This window comes from Legionella quinlivanii (assembly GCF_900461555.1).
Taxonomy (GTDB): Bacteria; Pseudomonadota; Gammaproteobacteria; order Legionellales; family Legionellaceae; genus Legionella_C; species Legionella_C quinlivanii.
On record NZ_UGOX01000001.1, the window covers coordinates 217,541 to 237,500 of the forward strand.

A 19,960-nucleotide genomic window follows, 5' to 3' on the forward strand; every position below is an offset into this window, starting at 1 on the left:
AACTGATTAATATTGGTCTATTATAAAACATATAGGTAATGACTTATCCTGGCTGAACCAAAATCAAGTGTAGGATAGGGAGATTGCAGTTGAAATGTGGTGTGCTCCTGGGGCAGCAGGTTGCCTAAAGCATTTCATAGATCGCCATAATAATGTTTTAGTTGCGGCTCAGAGACTCAGGAGAGCCATTGCCTGTATCACTTATTGGATAGTGCATTGTAACGCACCAACGACAGCCTCTCCGAAGATCTCAATTATTTTCGTTTATATCGGTAAAAACTCATTGAATAAGCATTTTTTTCATCTTGCTCATGCTGCGCAATTTTCTCACAACTCCATTCTTCCTGATTGAGTGTTGGAAAAAACACATCTGCGTCAAAGCGATGATGAATCTGCGTCAAATAAATCTGCTGCGCCTGCGGCAGGATTTGCTGATAAATACTGGCGCCCCCGATGATCATTACTTCTGGTGCCGCATCAGCAAGTTTCAGCGCCTCTTCCAGAGAGTGAGCCACCTCAATCTCTGCTGCGGAAAAAGACGAGCGGCTAACCACAATGTTTTGACGGCCTGGAAGCGCTTTTCCGATTGAAGCAAAAGTTTTTCGTCCCATGATAATGGGTTTACCTAAAGTCATTTGCTTGAAAAATTTCAGATCAGCCGGTAGATGACAGAGCAGCTGATTGTTCTTACCCAGTCCCTGGGCTTCGTCAACGGCTGCAATTAAGCTAATTAGTTTCATATGTTGCTCTATGTTGGGCCATGGCCAATGCGGTTTTAACAGCCGCAAGCAGACTACCGCAAGCCGCTTTGCCTGTGCCTGCCAATTCCAGCGCCGTTCCATGATCTACCGAGGTGCGGATAATCGGCAGGCCCAGACTAATATTCACCGCATCACCAAAGCCTGCATATTTAAGCACCGGTAAGCCCTGATCATGATACATGACGACAAAGGCATCTGCCTTGTGATGAGGAGTAAACATTGTGTCTGCTGGAAAGGGGCCGTGAACCGCAATGCCTTCGGCCTGCAATTGTTGCAGTGCAGGAATAATCACGTCGATTTCTTCGCGGCCCAGATAGCCGCTTTCACCGGCATGGGGATTTAAACCTGCCACTGTAATTTGGGGATTGCGAATCCCGAAATCAGTGTGCAGCGACTGGTGCAATTGCCGAATCACGGATTGTATAAGCGGCCCATCGATCACGTCAGCCACTGCGCGCAGCGGTAAATGCGTAGTAACCAAGGCAACGCGCATCGCTTCACAAGCCAACATCATTACCACGGTATCCGCTTTGCAGCGCTCGGCCAAAAACTCGGTATGCCCTGTAAATGGAATACCGGCCTGGTTAATAATGGCTTTATGCACGGGAGCGGTCACCAAGGCTGCAAATTCATCGGCAAGACAGGCGTCTATGCCTTCCGAGAGCATCTGAATGACCATTGGCGCGTTTTGCGCATTAAGCTTACCAGGGGTTACTTTCTTTGCACAGGAAAATGGCAATATCTGGAGACAGCCTTGGCGGGGGCTGAATGTAGTACTGCGGCGAAACTCTTTCAATTCCACCGCAAGATTTAACTGACGGGCGCGCTCGGCTAAAACATCGGGATCGCCCGCGATCACCACCGGATATTCTTCCTCTGCTAAAGCGAGGCAAATATCCGGCCCGATGCCGGCAGGTTCACCACTGCTAAGCAGCAGAGGCTTCATGCCAATTCCTTATCCATAATTTTGATATAGGCATCGGTGCGTAAATGCTGCTGCCAATTCTGTACGGCTTCAGTAAATTTCTTCTGCTGCAGGAATTGTCGAACCTGTTGTCTTTGATATGAGGCGGAATCATCCACTTTTTTCCGCTCAAGCACCTCGATTAAATGCCAGCCAAAGACTGATTTTACCGGTTTGCTGACCTTATGCAGCGGCAAGCCGTCCATTGCCTTTTCAAATTCAGGAACTAACTCTCCTGGAGTGACCCAGCCCAGGTCTCCCCCTTTAACCGCGCTGGCGGCATCCAGAGAGTACTGTTTGGCCAGCAGGGCAAAGTCTTTCCCGGATTTGATTTGCTGATAGAGATTATTAGCTTGCCGGCTGGCTTCAGCAGGAGTCAGACTGGAGTCGGATTTAAGCAGAATATGACGAACATGGGTTTTTACCACTTCATGCTTACCATTATCGCCGCCAATGGCTGTGAGCTTAATTAACTGATAACCATTTCCGGTGCGAATCGGGCCGGCAATCTGGCCTGCTTTCATTTTAGTTACTTCGCTGACAAATACATCTGGTAATTCCGCTAAATGACGCTCACCCAGATCACCGCCCTCTAATGCAAATTCCCCACTGGATTCGGCAATGGCAATCTGGCTGAAGTCAGCGCCCTGGCGAAGTTTTTTCAGAAGATCCCTGGCTTTTTTCTCAGCACTTTTTAATTGATCGGTGGTGGGTTCTTCAGGTAAGGGAATCACAATATTTTGCAGATGATAAGTCAATTGGCTTTTATCCTGCTGATAAGAGGTTTTCAGGAAATCCTCTACCTGCTGATTGGTGATGTTAAGATCCCGGCCAACCGCTTTTTGCTGCAGTCTCCCCAAAAGAATTTCCTTGCGAATATTTTCGCGATAGTTATTCCAGCTTAAGCCCTGATTTTCTACTGCCTCGCGCAAGTCGGTCAGGGAAATATGATTGGTTTCAGCAATCTTGGAAATCGCTTCATTAAGCTCTGAATTATCAATGCTGATATCATTTTGCTTTGCTAATTGCAGCTGTAAATCCACATCAATCAGATGCTGCAAAACCTGTTTACGCAATACCTTGTCGGAAGGAACCTGCATATTTTTGGCTTCGTACTGCTTTTTTAGAATACTGACCTGCTGATTCAATTCACTGGAAGTAATGACGCCATCGTTAACCACGGCGACCACTCTATCCAATGGCTCAGCAAACAGTGTGGGTGCACAAAAGGATATCAGCAGACTCAATACTGCGAAACGTTTAAACATGCCTGGCTTCCTCATTTTATTTTTTCTGCGATTTTGGGTTATTTTTAAACAAAATACAAGTCGTAATCAATATTATACAAATCAATTAGTAACGATGAAAACTGTCCCGATAACCCGGAATATAAGTATGAATAATGGTCGCAGGATCACTATTCCCCACTGAACCCAAGCCTTTTAGCAAGAGTTGCAGATACACATTATCATTATATTGGGGCCGCGCAGCCTGGCTTAGACTCTTGAACGCGCGTCCTCCTACGAGCCTGACTGCCCAGCAGCAATTGTCATATTGAATGCCCATAAAAGTCATCATGTCATAGCGTTTGCTGATATTGTAACTGAAAGCACCTAATGTACTCCATGCGTCATTAATTGGCCAGGCAAACGAGGCCGAGGCCTGGTGCAGCGCATTTTTCTGCAGAGGTATTTCAGAAAGCTCCACTATATCGCCATTAACCAGATAGGTATATCCCAGCGTTATAATTTTATTGACTTCGGGCTGGTAATGAAAATTAATATTGCCATTGTCAGTCGAGCGAGTATGCGGATCCCAGACATAGTCACCGGTGACTACCCAGGAGGGGTTCAACCGATACAAGGCTCGAGAGGCAATCGGCGAGTAATCTGTTGTGGGCGATAGATAACCCAGAGTGTAAGGTACATCTTTGCAATAGCCGGTGGGTGACTGACAAAGCTGAACTCTGCGATTGGCAAAATAACGCGATTGCCCAATGGTAAAACTGGCTTTTTCGGCCCCTGTTTCATCAGAAAGAAAACGGGAGGTCACCGCATAGGATAATTGATTGGTATCGCCAATGCGATCATAACCCGAAAAGCGGTTGGTTCTGAACAATTGATCGGCATTGAAAATAGTATAGGCCGAATCATAGACCGGTATTTCAGTCTGATTATGAAAGGGAACATAGAGGTAAAACAGACGAGGTTCCAGCGTTTGATTAAATGCCTGGCCGAACAGACTGCTTGAGCGATCAAAATAAAGACCACTGTCCAGGTAATAACGGGGGGTTGTATTGTTAAAATCCCGGTTGATATCGCTGTAATAACGCCGTACATCATAGTAATTTTCCACCAGCTCGATATTCGGAGTGATATAGCCCCAAGGTCGAAGCTGCGGGAAAGACAATATAGGGTTGAAGTAATAGCGCGGCCCTTCCGGCTGGTAATACAAACTGTTCGGCCAGTCAAAATTGTCGAATTGACCATGCAGACTCAAATTGCCGTTAAAGGGTAAATCCTCATAAACGCCATGAGCCAGCAACTGAGGTAAACGCTGATAAATATCAGCAATTCGGGATTCGTTGATTGGCTGCAGAGTCTGATAGCTTTGCAGCAAACCGCGAAACAGCCAGTGTTCCGTTGTATAATCCAGTTCGCCTTCACGTAAAAGCTGCCGCTCGGTTAGCACAGCAAGATTACTGCTGAAATCCTGCAGATAATAATCATCCGAGACTTGCTGATAATTAATTCGCAGATTCAGATTCGGATTGATGCGGGTCACATCAAAGAATTGCATCGACCAGCGATCTTTTGATAAACCGCGCAACTCAGGAAAATCCAGTTGATTGTCATGTAAAAAATCAGCATAGGCACGGTCATGCGGTAAAAAACGACCATTGATGTTTCCACTGGAGTTTTCAGTAAGATAACGGAATTGCCCGCCCATCATTAGCCCGCGCCTAGTATACAAATGAGGGATGATGGTGGCGTCATAATTCGGGGCCATATTCCAGTAATAAGGCAGTGAGAAATCAAAGCCGCCTACATTTGAATAGCCCTTGGTTGGGATTAAAAAACCTGATTTTCGGTCTTTAGAAGTGGGAAAACTTAAATAGGGAGTATAAAGAACAGGTACACGCCGGATTAAAAGCTGGGCATTGCGAGCGACCCCCATTTTCTCAGAGTCATCCAGGGTGATTTTTTCAGCGCGTATTTCCCAGGCTCTATCCTGTGGAGCACAGGTGCTGTAAGTCGCTTTATTCAGAAAATAATCTTTGTTCGCAAAGCGCTCTATGAGGCTTGCTCGTCCCCAGGCTGGCAGAATCGAACCCTGTTTCCGCGTATTAAAACGGTAAATAACATCTTCCGCCTTACCTGACTTGTCCTGCATATTAATGGTGACTTTGCGGGCGACCATCAACCGGCCTGGTTCGAGATAGCGGACATTGCCTAATAACTCAACATGGGTAATTTCATTGGTTTTGTCATCTCGATACACATAAGCCGTTTGGGCATTAACAATGCGCTCATTCTGCTGAACGGTCACATCCCCCGATAAGGTAGAACGGCCCTCGCGGTAAAAGGATACATTATCCGCCTGCAGACGAATTTCATCCTCGTCTAATGGCGGTATGCTTATTTCTGTGTAGTTGCCGCGGCAAACCGGAACTGCGGCATTGGTTTGCCAATTGAGACAGCGCGCAAATAAAGCACGATTGTAGTCGTTATCTTCCATATTGGGTTTGATAACACAAGCTTGCACAGGCTCGATGATGGCAGTTTCCGCATTGACGCTCCGGAAATAAAACAGGCTGGCCGAAACCGCAGCCAATAGACTACCTGCGCAAAACGCGCGCGAAATCGTTTTGCTGTTCATTGATAGGATCTTCTGATAAAACCTGATTTTCACCGTCACCAAAATACCTTATGATCCACGAGCACAAAGTGCACAACATTTTAATGATTGCTGATGATTCAGCAGTCTATGAACAAGGTTTTGGAGTATAGCATGCAAGAACGGGAAAACGCACTGCACAATTGGTTAAAACCCTGGGTAGGCGAAGCGTATCAAATCAAGCCACTGACTGGCGATGCCAGTTTCAGGCGTTATTTCCGGATTGAATATGCCAATTTCAAAGGGATCATTATGGATGCTCCCCCTGAAAGGGAAAAAATCGATTCCTTTCTGGCTATTGCCGAGTTATTAAACCATCATGGTTTGCGTTCTCCCGAGATATACAGAGCAGATGAGATGCTGGGCTTTATTGTGCTGGAGGATTTCGGCGACCAGTTGCTTCTGGCCCATTTGCAGGCAGACACTGTGGATGACTGGTATGCTGTGGCGATTGATAACCTATTACGTTTACAGCAATGTACTGTTGGCAAACTACCGGTATTTAATACTGGCTTTATGCTTCAGGAGCTGTCTCTGTTTAAGGAATGGTTTGTTGATGCCTATTTGAAACTGACGCTTGACGAGTCGGAACAACGTCTGTTAGCGAATACCTTTGACTGGCTGGTGGACCAGTTATCAGCTCAGCCGCAAACCATGATTCATCGCGATTTTCATTCACGTAATCTGATGATTCTGAGTGACAGGCCAAAAGTATTGGGCCTGATCGATTTTCAGGATGCCATGAAAGGCCCTTGCACCTATGATTTGGTTTCTTTATTAAAAGATTGTTATATTCAATGGCCCAGAGAGCGTGTTCATGAATGGGTCAAATGTTTCTATGATCAGTCCACGCTTACGGAAGAGATGAGTCTCAAAGAGTTTCAGCGTGCATTTGATTTATGTGGTTTGCAAAGGCATTTGAAAGTGCTTGGTGTTTTCTCAAGGCTTTATTTGCGCGATAATAAACCGGGTTACTTAAAAGATTTGCCATTAACTCTTCATTATGTACTTGATTGTCTTGAGAGTTATGAGGAATTGAAACCATTCTATCAATTTATTCAACGAAGGATCCATTTGCCATGAAAACTGCGATGATTTTGGCGGCAGGAAGAGGAGAGCGGCTAAAACCCCTTACTAAAACCTGCCCCAAAGCAATGTGCCGTGTTCAGGGCATGCCTTTAATCGAGCATCATGTTAACAATCTGGCCTCTGCGGGTTTTGAGAAAATTATTGTCAACCACGCCTATCTTGGAAGTCAAATTCGACATCACCTGCAAGATGGCAGCCGTTGGGGGGTGGATATTCACTATTCCCCTGAGCCGCCCGGGGGGCTGGAGACAGGCGGAGGTATTATCAATGCCTTGCCATTATTGGGTAATGCGCCATTTCTTACTGTGAACGCCGATATATTTACTGATTATGATTTTTCAAATATCCAGTTACCGAAGAGATCCCTTGCACATCTGGTTCTGGTTGACAATCCTTCTCATAACAGTAAAGGGGATTTCGGCCTGAATGAATACCGAAAAGTAAGTAATGAAGATAAAAAATACACCTATTCAGGAATTGCCTGTTACCATCCGCAGTTTTTCAACCATTATCAGCCTGGTCGTTTTTCAGTGACTCCTCTTTGGCGAGAGACTGCTGCGAAAGGCCTAATCAGCGGCGAGCATTATGCCGGCAGCTGGATAGACATAGGCTCTCTCGAACGATGGCATTTAGCTAATTACAGAATTCCCTTAATTTAATGTCAGTGAGATTAAGGTGAGATTGATTAAAGCCTCTCCCAAGCTGACGCTAAGCCCCCATGCCTGAACCTGAGGTAGGTGCTTCCGGTTCCTGCTCTTGTCTCTGTTGTGCTTGTGCGGCTTGCTGGGCTTCGGCGCGTTTCTCCGGATAGCGATGCTGCGATACATTGATGTCAACGCCTTTTGAGGAGAGGGTCTTCTGAAAGCCCTGTTCCCGATCATTAATCATTTGTCCCAGTTTAACCGGATCGGCTTTGACTGGATTTCCCGCGGAGTCTTTTTTAATCTGCCCACTCTGATCACATTCATAAATCATACTTCCCTTGCTCACCATATTCCTTTCAGCAAGCCAGGCATTAAGGGCTTTGTCCAGCGCATCCAGTAAAGGCTCTCCTTTTTGGATAAGATCACCGTTCATTGAAAAGCCGCGCAATATTTTAGTTTGATCATTCAGCGCAAAATCGAGTTTGACGCTGCCCTTGGCTAGGCCCTTTATCGATTCAATGGCTGCTTCAGCGAGATTATGCTGCAGATTCTGAAAGTCAGAACGTACAGGCCCGTCACCAGATTGCGGTGAGGGTCTATCTCTTTGCATTTCCACGTTTTGGCGATATTCTTCAAGCGATTTAAGCATGGTTTGTGCATCAGCCAGTTTACCCACCGCAATCATTTTTTTAGTGGCTTGATCTACCAGATATCTTGCTGCTTCGGGCGTTGAGGCTACCTCGCCGGCTTGCTTGATTGCTTTGAAATAGGGCATATTCTCGGCAACTGTACTGCCTCTTTTGGTAGTTTTCAGCATGTCATTTAACTCACAGATAGGATGCATTCGTAATTGCTTGCCAGCCTTTTTTCTTTGGCGAGCAAGCAGTTACATTTGTCAAAAATATAACAAAGTATAGCAAAAGAGTAACAGAGTCGATTGATTAAAATAAGTTCCTCGATTGTTAAAGAATAGTAAATCAATCAAAAGGTGTCGCTATTTTATCTGTCACTGACGAGTAAGTTTTGTTTTTCATTGAATCAAACGTAAACTCATCCACCTGAATCGCATCCCAGCGTGCTTTTTCTACTTTCATTAAAGTATCCATTTCTTCCTGGGTAAGCTCTCCTTTTGCAACCCGGGTCTCGAGAATGTCATGCAATTTGTCAAACTCATAACGCTTCAAGCCGCCCACTTTCTGATACAAGCCGGCATTCTGGATTAGCAGTTGCAAGGTTTCTTCCATACGATCAACGGGTTGACTGCTATCACCACTCAGAAATACCCAGTGCTTGATAGTGTCGCGATATTGATTATTACCCATCATTGAACGCGACAGCTTCTTGTCGAGCCGATCACAGGGATAACGCATACTCTGACCAAGAGGAAAGAGTAAAAATTGCACTAAACCGCCAATTATCCGTGAAGGAAAATTCTGGCAGAAATTAATCATTGCCTGTTGCGCATGATAAAAACAGTAAGAGGTTGCCCAAAGCGCATGCAGTTGCTGATCGGTATTGCCCTTGTCATTTTGATAAAGTCTTAGCGCGGCCATTGCCAGATACAAATAAGACATGGCATCTGCCAAACGTGCCGACAGACGCTCTTTGCGCTTTAACTCGCCGCCCAGATAAATCAGGGAGAGATCAGCGAGCCAGGCAAAGGCATGGCTTAACCGGGCTAACTTTCGATATTGTTTTTTCAGCGCATTATCTGGAGCTGCGATGAAAATACCACCGGTCCAGCCTGAGCAAATACTTTTCGCAAAATTCTGCAGAAAATAATGGATATGCTGCCAAAGCAAATTACCGAACTCTTTTTTATCCTCTTTGGCAATTGCATAAAACTCGTTGCGTACAAAGGGGTGGCAAGCCATCGAACCCTGGCCAAATATGAGCAGATTTCTGGACATGATATTCGCCCCTTCAACAGTCAGCGAAATGGGAAGGCTGACATAGAAGCTGGTTAAGTAGTTTCTTGGACCAACGACTACCGCGCGACCAGCATGCACATCCATCGCATTGTTTATTACTTTGCGTGCCAGCTCGGTATTAAAGTACTTGGTTAAGGCCGAGGCTACAGAAGGTTTCATATGTTGATTTACGGCTGCGACCGTTAATAAGCGAGTGGCATTAATCAGATAATTCAAGCCGGCAATCTCAGCCAGTTTCTCTTCAATCCCTTCAAATTGGCCAATCTCCACACTAAATTGCCGACGAATGCGCGCAAAAGCCCCGCTAACCAGATAACAAACTGAGGAGGAAGCCGCAGCCAGTGCCGGCAGGGAAATTGAACGTCCAATGGATAGACACTCCACCAGCATTTGCCAGCCATGACCGGCATTTTTCTGCCCGCCAATGATGGTATCGATAGGCACAAAGATATCCCTTCCACGAATGGTTCCGTTCATAAAGGGCTGATCCGCCGGTAAATGGCGATTACCAATTTCCAGATTTTCGGTATTTCTTGGGATTAATACGCAGGTAATCCCTTCTTCCCCGATTCCGTTCAACAGACCTTGCGGGTCTTTAAGATTTACAGCCAAACCGATTAAGGTGGCAACTGGAGACAGAGTGATCCAGCGTTTGTTCAGATTAATCGTTAACCCAAGAACAGTCTGCCCATTGACTTGTTTCTGAGTGACAATTGCCTCCGATTGTATGGAAGTCGCGTCGCTTCCAGCGCCTGGCTCAGTCAGCGCAAAGCAGGGGATATCAATCCCTTTTGCCAGATTGGGAAGGTATTTTGCTTTTTGCTCATCTGTACCGTAATAATGCAAGAGTTCGCCTGGACCAAGAGAATTGGGAACCATCACCGTAACTGCGGCTACTCCCGAACGGCTGGCAATTTTCATAACGATATCGGAATGAGCCCGTGCAGAAAATCCTTTACCGCCGTACTCTTTGGCAATAACGAGGCCCAGAAAGCCTTTTTCCTTGATGAAATTCCATACGGTTTCTGGTAAATCCCTTTCCTGTCCTATGCTCCACTCATCCAGCATATTGCAAAGCGCTTGTGTTTCGTTGTCCAGAAAGGATTGTTCTTCAGGAGTAAGCTCTGAAGAAATAGCAGATAATTTTTCCCAGTCCGGTGAGCCTGTAAATATGTCCTGTTCAATCCAGGTATCCCCGGTATTCAGTGCTTCTTCTTCAGTTTTAGACAGTTTGGGAATGGATTTAACTGAGCGCTTATAGATAAAATCAACGAAGGCGGCTCTCACGGGCTCAACGTGTAATAAAATGACAGTCACAAGAATAGCCAGCCAAATTAAAATTCCTGGCAACCAGTGCATACCGATAAAAAAAGTAGCCAGAATCAGATAAACTGCCGAGCCAATCTCCCATACAATTGCGGGCAAACCGCGATACAAGATGATCAGAGTAAACACGAGATAGATGAGAAACAGAATTGTAGCCATGTTTATTCCTTTAATTTATTATGAGTTGCAAATGAGCAATTAAGCATTTGATTTTGTAGTATATACTCGTTACAGTTAATTTTGCGAGAGTCGCTTGCTAAAGATTTATTTGGTGAAGGAAAACGAAGGTATGTTAAAACACCGCCTGGTCTGGAATTTTGAGATTGACCCTGACGATTTAATCGATTTCACTGCTTTTCCTCAGGAGGAGTCCGATTCGCTGCGCTGGGAAATTCGTTATTTCTGGCCGGCAGACAGCCATATCACCTTATATGGATTAGGAGAGGAGTTTCTCGATCTGTCCCGTTATCAAATCAAGCAACGAGTTGATGTATATCATCTCCTTGGGGAGGGATACTTTAATATCAAAGATCGACGCGATCAATTATTATACAAACCTTTACTTGAAGAAAAAGGGGGATGCCAGGGGTTTGGGCATAAAACCAACCTGCTGGATCAGGCACCGGAAGACATACTCTCCGGAGACCCAGTACTGACCGTCAGGGAAATGCTGGCTAAAGTTCAGCAGGAAAGCCGAATGATTCGAGTCGACAAGGTCGCTCTGAAATATAAATTCCCCCTCAGCCCGACAATAAAGCTTGAATTGGCAAGACTTGGTATTGCGGATCAGCGATTTTTTAGTGTCTGTATTGAAGGACGTTCTCAGCCGTTGGTTTCTCGCCTGAGTCAATTATTGATGAGACAGCATATTTCCTGCGATTATGTGCGTTTTTTAAAGCAGACTCATTTCCATGAATAATACCTTGCTTAACTTGGCCGCAAGCTTTGGAAAAATCGGTATAGTTTCTCTGGGCGGCGGCAATTCGATGCTTAAACTGATTGAAGTGGAAGTGGTTAATCATCGCCATTGGGTGGGTCAGGAAGAGTTTATCGCGATGGTGGGCTCGAGCTTTCTCTTCCCCGGTTTAACAGCTGTAAAACTTTCAGCATTAATAGGATACAAGCTGGCCGGATACGTCGGCTTGCTTCTGGCGGTTCTTGCCTTGAATTTACCAGGTTTAGTTCTTGCTGTAGTGGGTTATCAGTTCCTAAACAATCACAACTCTCCCTTCGCTCAGAAAATAATGATCGCCGTGCAATACGGGGCTCTGGCGTTATTAGCTGCCGCCTCTTATTCAGTGGCGCAAGGCGTTATTCAAAGCTATTATTCGCTGCCTGTTGTAATCGCCTGTATCTTATTTTTCTTAGCTTTGGTATATCTACAACTATCCCCATTCTGGGGCTTTATTGCCTATATTGGCATCTGCTTCTTTTTGGTCCATACCTGATAATGAATAATTTAAATATCGAGCAGGAGCGATCTTGAGTAAGAATTTAGACAATCCGGAATTTTTTATTAATCGCGAATTTACTGCCCTTGCTTTTAATGAACGAGTGTTGCAATTGGCTAAGGATGAGCGGATCCCCTTGCTGGAGCGAATGCGTTTTCTCTGTATTTGCTGTGGAAACCTGGATGAATTTTTTGAGATTCGCGTCGCGGGTCTTAAAGAAAAAATAGCCATAGCCTCTCCAAAATTAAATATTGACGGCTTGCGGGCCGAGGAAGTGTTCAGCCAGATCAGTAAGAAGGCTCACATTTTAAGCGATGAGCTTTATAATATTTTCAACAGGCAATTATTGCCTGAGATGCGTAAAGAGCATATCCATTTTTTAAATGTCGAAGAATGGACGGATGATATTCATTTATGGGCCAAGCATTATTTTAAAAATGAGATCCTGCCTATCGTTAGCCCGATTGCTCTGGATTTGGCACATCCGTTTCCAAGGTTATTTAATAAAAGTCTTAATTTCATAATTTCCCTGCGTGGAAAAGACGCTTTTGATCGAAACATTGACTATGCGGTCGTCCATGCGCCACGCTCGCTGCCCAGAATGATCCATTTGCCTTCCGAGTTATGTACCGATGGCGGCAGCTATTTCGTTTATCTTTCTTCAATTATTCAAACGCATATCAGCAGCTTGTTTCCCGGTATGGAAATCAATGGCTGTTACCCGTTTCGCCTGACCCGAAACAGTGATCTGTTTTTGCGTGAGGAGGAAATTGAAGATTTAGCCGTCGCCGTACAAAGGGAACTGTTTTCAAGACATTATGGACATGTTGTTCGTTTGGAGGTGGATAAAAAATGTCCGGAGCACATTGTTGATTTTCTATTGCAGAAACATCATCTCCACCATGAGGATACCTATTACTGCGACGGCCCTGTCAATTTACAGCGCTTTTACAGTGCTATTAATCGAATCGATCGGCCTGATTTGAACTATCCTCCCCTCAATGTGCAATATCCTGACTTTATCCATCAGCGCCGCAATTTATTCAATGTCCTGGACGAGCAGGATGTGTTCCTGCATCATCCATATCAAAGTTATGAGGTGATTATTGATTTTGTACGACAGGCTGCCTCTGATCCCAATGTTCTGGCTATCAAGCAGACCTTATACAGAACGCATTCTGAGTCGGTAATGGTTCGCGCACTTGTTGAAGCGGCCCGTTCTGGAAAGGAGGTAACGGCAGTAGTGGAGCTGCGCGCCCGTTTTGACGAAGAGTCTAACCTGCGATTGGCTAATCGTTTGCATGAGGCAGGTGTGCTGGTATTGTATGGAGTTATGGGCTATAAAACCCATGCCAAGATGACCCTGGTGGTGCGAAGAACCCACGGCAAACTCAAACGCTATGTCCATTTGGGAACCGGCAATTATCACGAGCAAACTGCCAGGCGATATACCGATTTCGGCTTATTAACCGCCGATGCAGCAATCACTGCGGACACGCAAATTATTTTTCAGCAATTAACCGGCCTTGGGAAAACGGTTAAGTTAAAAGCATTATGTCATTCTCCATTTACTCTGCAAAAAAATCTTATGGCACATATTGATGCCTGTGCGGAAGCGGCGAGAGAAGGAAAAAATGCAGAAATTAATATTAAGATTAACGGCCTGACCGATAAGGCCATGATTCAGGCACTGTATGCAGCATCACAGGCAGGCGTCAAAATCAACTTGATTGTTCGCAGCATGTGCTGTTTAAAACCGGGGATTCCTGAAATTTCAGAGAATATTCGCGTGATTTCAGTTTTGGGTCGTTTTCTTGAACATCATCGAATCTATTGCTTCAGAATTGAAGAGAATGAATATTATTACTGTTCAAGCGCCGACTTGATGGAGCGAAATCTGTATAACCGCATTGAGATTTTGTTTCCTATTCAGGATGAAATCATTCGTAAGCGGATTCGACAGGAAATTTTCAAGAACTACCTGAAAGATAATATGTATGCTTGGGAAATGCAGGCTGACGGCACTTATAAGCCCATGCGCAATGGATCCCACTCAGCCCAGGAAAAATTACTGCAAACTTACTCAAAAACTACTAATACCGATTTTTAGCTACATTGACAATTAATAAAGAAGAGTCTTGCTTGCTTTTCCTGCTTCCTCTCTTGCAAGACGCGGGACCAGATACCCCGGAAGCAGGGTTTGCAGATCTCGAAAAATCTGTAATGCCTTTTCCTGCGGCAGATCAAAATGCGCAGCTCCTGCTACTTTATCGAGGACGTGCAGATAATACGGTAGTATGCCGCAGCTAAATAAGCGCTGGCTTAATTCTGCCAGGGTTTTTGCATCGGCATTAACTTTATTTAATAAAACGGACTGATTAAGCAGATGACAGCCGGATTTCTGCAGCAGCCCGCAGGCTGACTCAACCGTCTCATCAAGCTCCTGTGCATGATTGCAATGAACCACTATCACTTTTTGCAAACGTAATGAACTTAAGATAGATAAAAACTTCTCATCAATCCGTTCCGGCAATACAATAGGAATTCGGGTATGAAAGCGTACAGTGGTAACATGCTTTATCTCATCAAGCTGCTTAAGCACTGAACTCAAAACGGTATTGGAGGCCAGCAAGGGATCGCCGCCGCTTAAAATCACTTCAGAAACGCTTGAATTTCCTTTTATATAATCAATGACCTGCTGCCAGCCTTCGCGGCCAGGATTATTTTTCTGATAGGGAAAATGCCTTCGGAAGCAGTAACGGCAATTCACTGCGCAAGTGCCGGTTAAGGTTAGCAGAACTCTACCGGTATATTTATGCAATAAGCCGGTGAGCGGATTGCTGCTGTCTTCCTGCAAAGGATCATTTTGATAGCCATCGACGTCCAGCAGTTCTTCTTCACTGGCCAGCACTTGCAGTAAAAGGGGATCCTCGGGGTCATACTTTTTCATGCGCCCTGCAAAACCGCGTGGTACTCGGGTTTTGAAGAGCTTTTCCGCTGCCATACTGCCTTGAACAGCTGATAAGCCCAGAAACTGCAGCAACTCATTGGATGAGGCAAATCCCTGCGCTAAAATTTTTTGCCAACTCACAAAGGCATCTCGCATTAATGATTCAAAATTGATAAACTGCGCGAACTCTAACGAAAATGCAACAAAATCTCAACTGTGGAGTACGAATGGCTATTTATAGCACCAATGAATTTAAAAATGGATTGAAAGTGATGGTGGACAGTGCGCCTTGCAGCATTGTTGACTGTGAATTTGTTAAACCCGGAAAAGGCCAGGCGTTTACCCGAGTAAAAATTCGGAATTTAAAAACAGGTCGAGTGGTTGAACGCACTTACAAATCAGGGGAAACCCTGCCATCTGCCGATGTGACAGATGTTGAAATGCAATACTTATATAACGATGGTGAACTTTGGCATTTCATGGTTCCTGATACTTTCGAGCAATATGCAATCGGAGAAGAGCCGCTGGAAGAAGCCAAACAATGGCTTAAAGAGCAGGATATTTGCATTGTCACCTTATGGAATAACGAGCCTATTCAGGTGACGCCTCCCAATTTTGTCGTCCTGACCATCACTGAAACCGATCCGGGTGTCCGTGGAGATACCTCTGGCGGTGGCGGCAAACCGGCAATCCTCGAAACGGGAGCGGTGGTGCGTGTTCCATTATTTATACAAACAGGTGAGCTGATTAAAGTGGATACCCGCAAAGGCGAATACGTTTCCCGCGCTAAAGAATAATACTTCCGCATTTAACCATCCTAAGAGCCTATGTACCCCGCATAAAGCGGGGTACATAGGCTCTTATAGCATGGTTAAATTTTGTAACCATCTCTAAGGGCTTATCCGAGGGATCCAGCATTGCTGCAGAAAGTCATCACTTTGACTTAATATGTTCCATGAGGTAAAATATTTGCTCTATTTAGCAAGCAAGTGAAAAAGATGAAGTATATTAAAGCAGCAGAGTGGGGAAATGCAGTTAAGCTATATAAGCCGAGAACCTATAAGCAGGCGGCAAATCAATTCAAAGCAATGCTTGATAAGCTAGAATCCGTAAAGAATCAATTGTCAGGACTCAATAAAAGGGTTCCGGATGCCTGGTATGAAGACTATGTAGCGGTGAGTGAACATTTACTGACTTCTTATTTTAATCTATACAAAAATGCAAGTTTTGTTAGTGAAGAATATGATCCTGTTTTGAATTTAATACGGCCCATTTCCAATATGCTGCTCAAGGCGGCCAAACGATTCGAGGGAAAAAACCCGAAACAGACCGATATCGCGCGAGTTATCACTCTTAGCGCTGCATTTTGTGAAGGCGCCAGTGGTAAAGCCTCTGAGAGTTGTGGCGAAGTGGAAGATATGGAGGGTAAATTGCTTCTGCTGAATAGCGCGCTAAAATGGGTGAATTATTCCATTGCTCTATTGGATGAGCATGGGATGAAGGTGGGTTTTAATGCCTTTCTGCTAAAACTTGAAATTTTACGCGATCGCTATGAGCTTTCAGAGGACAAACAAAATCTTTTGAGCATGCTTAAACTGATTGGAGAACGGAAGCTTCTTACAAAAACGGGCCTTAGTCCCGAACAACGATTGTACTTTTTTGCAGTAGGCCTGTGCGCGACCAAAGAATGTCCGGAAGAAAGACTAAGCCGTGCAATTGTTAAAGCAGCAATGAAATTCGCAAGTTCAGCTTCTTTCCCTGGCAAGGCCGATAATGAAAATGAAGCAGAGAGTTTAAAAGGTTGGCTGACTAGTTTTGAAAATGAACTTGCAGACAATCTGGAAAAATTTTCCGATGAAACCACCCAAACCATCCCTGCTGGCGCAGCTGAGGAAGAGGAAGAAGAAATTGAGCTGGTCATTGATCCGCGTCGATTTATTAGTACCAGACGCTTGGAGAAAATGTCTATTGAAGAAGAGGCTCCACAAGATTTGTTGGAGTTCGATCATGTTGATTTTGATTCGGATACTGACGAAGAAGAGGCAGACGATCCCATTTTTGAAGCAAAGAGAAGCAGCGAAACATCGGCATCTTCTGAAGATGTAGAAGAAGTGATTGTTATATTGGATGACGAAGAAGAAATAACCTTGACTATGAATAAGGATTCAGTCGGGAAAAAAAGAAAAGCGCCAGCCGAGAACGAAGGGACTTATCCAGAAGCCGACAGTGCGCCTGCCAATAAAAGAAGCAAAGAAATCGAAGTTGTTGAAGTAATTCTGGAAACACCTAATACAGATAGAGTTATAGAAGAAGAGGTGATTCTTTTTGCTGATAGTATATCAAGCATTCAAGCAAAGGATAATCAGCCCGTCTCAGTCCAGCAAGAATCGGACATCACCCCTTCGGCCGCATCCTCCAGTAGCGCTCAGGGATTTTTTGCCAGAAAGACTCCAAGCCCCGTTCCTCTTTCAGCCCCGGGCATCGGAATCAAAAAGCCTGATATTCAGCAAATGGGTCAGGCATTCATAAAGGTTTTAAACAGTTTTACTGCAAAAGATAAAATGTCATCCTTCAAGCCTATCATTTTATCGTTTATGGCTGATTTCATAGCGGATCCTGAGCAAACGAATCAGCCTGCTATCGCTTTATATTTGTACCGGCAGGTGCTGGCGATACATCCCAGAAACGATAAAATTCTCAATGCAATGCTCAAGCTGAGTGCGATGTATCATAAATTGTATAAAAATAAAAAGGATTATGAATGTGAGGCTGAAGATATTTATTCCCATACACTGGTTACATTGACTGCCAGGTTTAGCAAGTTGTTTGCAAATAAGCCGGAAGCTTTTAAAGCTCAAATTGAAAAATTATTAGAGCACTTGAAACACAAACTAAAAGCATGGGATAAGGTGTTTTCTGAAAGCGAACTGGATGAGCAGCTTATCAAAAAATTTGATGAAAAACTTAAGCAACCCTCTGCTGCAGATGCAATCAGTAGCTCGTTTCAGGTTTAATAATTCATACTAATAATAATCCCCGTTTGCAGCGGGGATTTTTTTGCAATCCCATGATTACTCATGACAGACACGATTGATAACCGGCTTGAAAAATAAAATATTTCAACACTTTGACTAAAATTAGCCCTCACGGTATAATGCTTGGTCTTTTATTGTAATAAGTGTGAGAAATGAAGAAATCTAAGACCAAATTAACTAAGGAAGCTATAGAAAATATCGCAAAAGTCCAGACCCTTTGCGCAATAATAACCGCTGAGTGTGAAAGGATTAAATATATTGAATATAATCCCCGCTCGTATGATGCCGCATGGGAAGGTTTGAAGGAGCCTATTGAAAATTTAAGAAAAGTCACTGACATCATTTATACTTTGAACTCTGATGACCTGCAAAAGAAGGTTAATGAAACCTGGTTGATGCTAGCTGAAAGGATGATCGACATTGCGGACTGGCATCTCTCCGACGTAAAAGGCGACATAGTTAGAGACGAGACTTCAAAAAACGTTAATATGGATACCGTTTCCCTGTGGAGAGATAGAGGTTTCGATTATATTGCCGATGCTTCTTTGCACATTCCGTTTTATCATCACTTTCTCGATATCAAAATAGCCTATCATCTCGCTGGCGATGACACGAAAACAGCCAGTCAATTCAGAAAAATAATTAGTATTTTAAAAAAACAAAACCTGTTGTCTCTTGAGAAAGCGACTGCGTCATTACATATGCCTTATTTGGTTGAACTTTTTGAAATTGCGCTTGATGTGAGCAGCGAAGCTAAACCTGGGGCTGAGCGTGATGGTCTAATGAAAAGCATTATGGCATTCGCTGACTCATCGATCCGTTATCCGAAAGGAACGACAGCTAAAGAAAAGAAAAAGCATGAGATCAGGTTTCACGAGTTTCGCGAATTGGTTGCTAAGCATGCATCAAATAAGAATAAGGGTCGATTGCAACTAATCTCATCCATGGAAAGTGCTGAAGATGAGCATAGTCAGACAGTTAATATCGACAGTGATGATGACACGGTAGTTCTGTACAGAGATGACGATTCTATGACTGAAGATGAGTTTGAATCCGAGTATACAGAAGCTGAAAGAATGCTGCAGAAAAAATATGATGCTAAAAAAAGAGGCCGCTCTATGGATAAAGAGCAAGAAGAGGCCCGCGCCAGCAAAAAAAGAGAAGCTCCGCATGCCCTTTCAGCGGTGACGGAGAACGGTTCTTTGCTGAATAGTTCTGATGCCGTAGATTTTCTGGTAGGATTAGCAGCGCCTGGCACTCCCAGCCGTACTATGCAGACCCATTCTCCGCAGAATCTGAACTCGCCGGCAAAAAACATTTCTACAAATCTTGATAATTTATTCTTTGGCGGAAGAAATAGATATACCCCATCGCCTTCTCCTGAGCAGCGAAACGAAAGAGCCCCCAAGGTAACTGATGTAACCCATGCACTGGTCAATGCCCTGGATCAGATAAAACACTATATTAAGCCTTATCAAACGAAAGCATTAGAGCATTTGGCCGATTCATTACGGACAAAGGATATCTCTTGCAGTGCGTTCTTATACCGACAGGCTTTGGCAATGGATTCCACGAATGATGGTTTATTAGAAAAGTATACATCCACTGTGGAGTCGGAGAAAGTGGTCGCTTGCATAAGCAAAGATAAAGCAGAAATTTTCAATAAAACACTTGAACGATTACCTGAGATGCTGAATGCTGCATTTGAGCAAAGATCAGGAGATGAATACAGGGTTTTTGTACTGAACTCTTTAAAATCAATGTCAGGTATATCACCAGACTTCTTTAAAGATTTGTCAGATAACTTTAATAATTATCTTGAACAAACCTGCAGTTCAGCCGCTATCCCTGCAATGTAATAACTTAATGCTGGAATTAATGATAATTCCAGCATTAACAAGTTACCAGCGAC

16 protein-coding genes (1 of these 16 only partly in view) are annotated in these 19,960 nt (G+C 44.2%); 8 read left to right on the forward strand and 8 right to left on the reverse strand.

All coding sequences use genetic code 11. From position 1 onward, the window contains the following. Positions 1-254: 254 nt before the first annotated feature. From DYH61_RS00980 to DYH61_RS00995, 4 genes are all read right to left on the reverse strand, one after another. Positions 255-740, reverse strand: coding sequence for a dihydrofolate reductase (locus tag DYH61_RS00980; RefSeq protein ID WP_058506315.1), 486 nt, complete (start codon positions 738-740; stop codon positions 255-257). Further along, positions 727-1,707: a 4-hydroxythreonine-4-phosphate dehydrogenase PdxA gene (gene pdxA, locus DYH61_RS00985; protein ID WP_058506314.1), complete on the reverse strand. Its 981-nt coding sequence runs from the start codon at positions 1,705-1,707 to the stop codon at positions 727-729. Before pdxA ends, DYH61_RS00980 begins: the two co-directional genes overlap by 14 nt. Then, positions 1,704-2,993, reverse strand: a complete 1,290-nt coding sequence (locus tag DYH61_RS00990; RefSeq protein WP_058506313.1) for a peptidylprolyl isomerase — start codon at positions 2,991-2,993, stop codon at positions 1,704-1,706. The genes pdxA and DYH61_RS00990 overlap by 4 nt, the downstream gene beginning before the upstream one ends. Before the next feature lie 85 nt (positions 2,994-3,078). Continuing rightward, positions 3,079-5,604 carry an LPS-assembly protein LptD gene (locus DYH61_RS00995; protein ID WP_083499139.1) on the reverse strand — a complete coding sequence of 842 codons (2,526 nt, stop codon included), beginning with the start codon at positions 5,602-5,604 and terminating at the stop codon, positions 3,079-3,081. Between the two features lie 132 nt (positions 5,605-5,736). Between DYH61_RS00995 and DYH61_RS01000 the strand changes: the two genes are divergently transcribed. Both DYH61_RS01000 and murU read left to right on the forward strand, forming a co-directional pair. Then, positions 5,737-6,705, forward strand: a complete 969-nt coding sequence (locus tag DYH61_RS01000; protein ID WP_058506327.1) for an aminoglycoside phosphotransferase family protein — start codon at positions 5,737-5,739, stop codon at positions 6,703-6,705. After that, positions 6,702-7,370 carry an N-acetylmuramate alpha-1-phosphate uridylyltransferase MurU gene (gene murU / locus DYH61_RS01005; protein ID WP_058506312.1) on the forward strand — a complete coding sequence of 223 codons (669 nt, stop codon included), beginning with the start codon at positions 6,702-6,704 and terminating at the stop codon, positions 7,368-7,370. Before DYH61_RS01000 ends, murU begins: the two co-directional genes overlap by 4 nt. A 49-nt stretch (positions 7,371-7,419) precedes the next feature. Here the strand turns inward: murU and DYH61_RS01010 are convergent, their stop codons facing one another. Both DYH61_RS01010 and DYH61_RS01015 read right to left on the reverse strand, forming a co-directional pair. After that, complete coding sequence (locus DYH61_RS01010) at positions 7,420-8,199, reverse strand: hypothetical protein (RefSeq protein ID WP_058506311.1); 780 nt, start codon at positions 8,197-8,199, stop codon at positions 7,420-7,422. A gap of 133 nt (positions 8,200-8,332) precedes the next feature. Next, entirely contained in the window at positions 8,333-10,771 is a 2,439-nt protein-coding gene (locus tag DYH61_RS01015; protein ID WP_058506310.1) for an acyl-CoA dehydrogenase, read from the reverse strand. A gap of 130 nt (positions 10,772-10,901) precedes the next feature. On the opposite strand from DYH61_RS01015, the gene DYH61_RS01020 reads away from it, so the two are divergent. The 3 genes from DYH61_RS01020 to ppk1 are packed head-to-tail and all read left to right on the forward strand — an operon-like array spanning position 10,902 to position 14,173. Beyond that, positions 10,902-11,531, forward strand: coding sequence for a hypothetical protein (locus tag DYH61_RS01020; protein ID WP_058506309.1), 630 nt, complete (start codon positions 10,902-10,904; stop codon positions 11,529-11,531). Continuing rightward, complete coding sequence (locus tag DYH61_RS01025; protein ID WP_058506308.1) at positions 11,524-12,060, forward strand: chromate transporter; 537 nt, start codon at positions 11,524-11,526, stop codon at positions 12,058-12,060. The genes DYH61_RS01020 and DYH61_RS01025 overlap by 8 nt, the downstream gene beginning before the upstream one ends. A gap of 34 nt (positions 12,061-12,094) precedes the next feature. Beyond that, positions 12,095-14,173 carry a polyphosphate kinase 1 gene (gene ppk1, locus DYH61_RS01030; RefSeq protein ID WP_103989417.1) on the forward strand — a complete coding sequence of 693 codons (2,079 nt, stop codon included), beginning with the start codon at positions 12,095-12,097 and terminating at the stop codon, positions 14,171-14,173. A gap of 12 nt (positions 14,174-14,185) precedes the next feature. Here ppk1 and epmB read toward each other — a convergent pair whose 3' ends face one another. Continuing rightward, positions 14,186-15,187, reverse strand: coding sequence for an EF-P beta-lysylation protein EpmB (epmB, locus tag DYH61_RS01035; RefSeq protein ID WP_256595720.1), 1,002 nt, complete (start codon positions 15,185-15,187; stop codon positions 14,186-14,188). A 53-nt stretch (positions 15,188-15,240) separates the two neighbouring features. Between epmB and efp the strand changes: the two genes are divergently transcribed. The 3 genes from efp to DYH61_RS01050 all read left to right on the forward strand — a co-directional run bounded on the left by efp (position 15,241) and on the right by DYH61_RS01050 (position 19,907). Beyond that, positions 15,241-15,810: an elongation factor P gene (gene efp / locus DYH61_RS01040; protein ID WP_058506305.1), complete on the forward strand. Its 570-nt coding sequence runs from the start codon at positions 15,241-15,243 to the stop codon at positions 15,808-15,810. Positions 15,811-16,011: 201 nt separating this feature from the next. Continuing rightward, positions 16,012-18,027 carry a hypothetical protein gene (locus tag DYH61_RS01045; protein ID WP_058506304.1) on the forward strand — a complete coding sequence of 672 codons (2,016 nt, stop codon included), beginning with the start codon at positions 16,012-16,014 and terminating at the stop codon, positions 18,025-18,027. 173 nt (positions 18,028-18,200) lie between these two features. Further along, positions 18,201-19,907, forward strand: coding sequence for a hypothetical protein (locus tag DYH61_RS01050; protein WP_058506303.1), 1,707 nt, complete (start codon positions 18,201-18,203; stop codon positions 19,905-19,907). 42 nt (positions 19,908-19,949) lie between these two features. Here the strand turns inward: DYH61_RS01050 and DYH61_RS01055 are convergent, their stop codons facing one another. Continuing rightward, positions 19,950-19,960, reverse strand: the final stretch of a protein-coding gene (locus DYH61_RS01055; RefSeq protein ID WP_083499138.1) for a hypothetical protein. It continues 253 nt past the right edge of the window; the window shows 11 of its 264 coding nt (coding positions 254-264); its start codon lies off the right edge, out of view; it ends in the stop codon at positions 19,950-19,952.

Coding starts and splice junctions, on each gene's coding strand:
- DYH61_RS00980 (WP_058506315.1), bottom strand. CDS start 740: ATGAAACTAATTAGCTTAATTGCAGCCGTTGACGAAGCCCAGGGACTG.
- pdxA (WP_058506314.1), bottom strand. CDS start 1,707: ATGAAGCCTCTGCTGCTTAGCAGTGGTGAACCTGCCGGCATCGGGCCG.
- DYH61_RS00990 (WP_058506313.1), bottom strand. CDS start 2,993: ATGTTTAAACGTTTCGCAGTATTGAGTCTGCTGATATCCTTTTGTGCA.
- DYH61_RS00995 (WP_083499139.1), bottom strand. CDS start 5,604: ATGAACAGCAAAACGATTTCGCGCGCGTTTTGCGCAGGTAGTCTATTG.
- DYH61_RS01000 (WP_058506327.1), top strand. CDS start 5,737: ATGCAAGAACGGGAAAACGCACTGCACAATTGGTTAAAACCCTGGGTA.
- murU (WP_058506312.1), top strand. CDS start 6,702: ATGAAAACTGCGATGATTTTGGCGGCAGGAAGAGGAGAGCGGCTAAAA.
- DYH61_RS01010 (WP_058506311.1), bottom strand. CDS start 8,199: ATGCATCCTATCTGTGAGTTAAATGACATGCTGAAAACTACCAAAAGA.
- DYH61_RS01015 (WP_058506310.1), bottom strand. CDS start 10,771: ATGGCTACAATTCTGTTTCTCATCTATCTCGTGTTTACTCTGATCATC.
- DYH61_RS01020 (WP_058506309.1), top strand. CDS start 10,902: ATGTTAAAACACCGCCTGGTCTGGAATTTTGAGATTGACCCTGACGAT.
- DYH61_RS01025 (WP_058506308.1), top strand. CDS start 11,524: ATGAATAATACCTTGCTTAACTTGGCCGCAAGCTTTGGAAAAATCGGT.
- efp (WP_058506305.1), top strand. CDS start 15,241: ATGGCTATTTATAGCACCAATGAATTTAAAAATGGATTGAAAGTGATG.
- DYH61_RS01045 (WP_058506304.1), top strand. CDS start 16,012: ATGAAGTATATTAAAGCAGCAGAGTGGGGAAATGCAGTTAAGCTATAT.
- DYH61_RS01050 (WP_058506303.1), top strand. CDS start 18,201: ATGAAGAAATCTAAGACCAAATTAACTAAGGAAGCTATAGAAAATATC.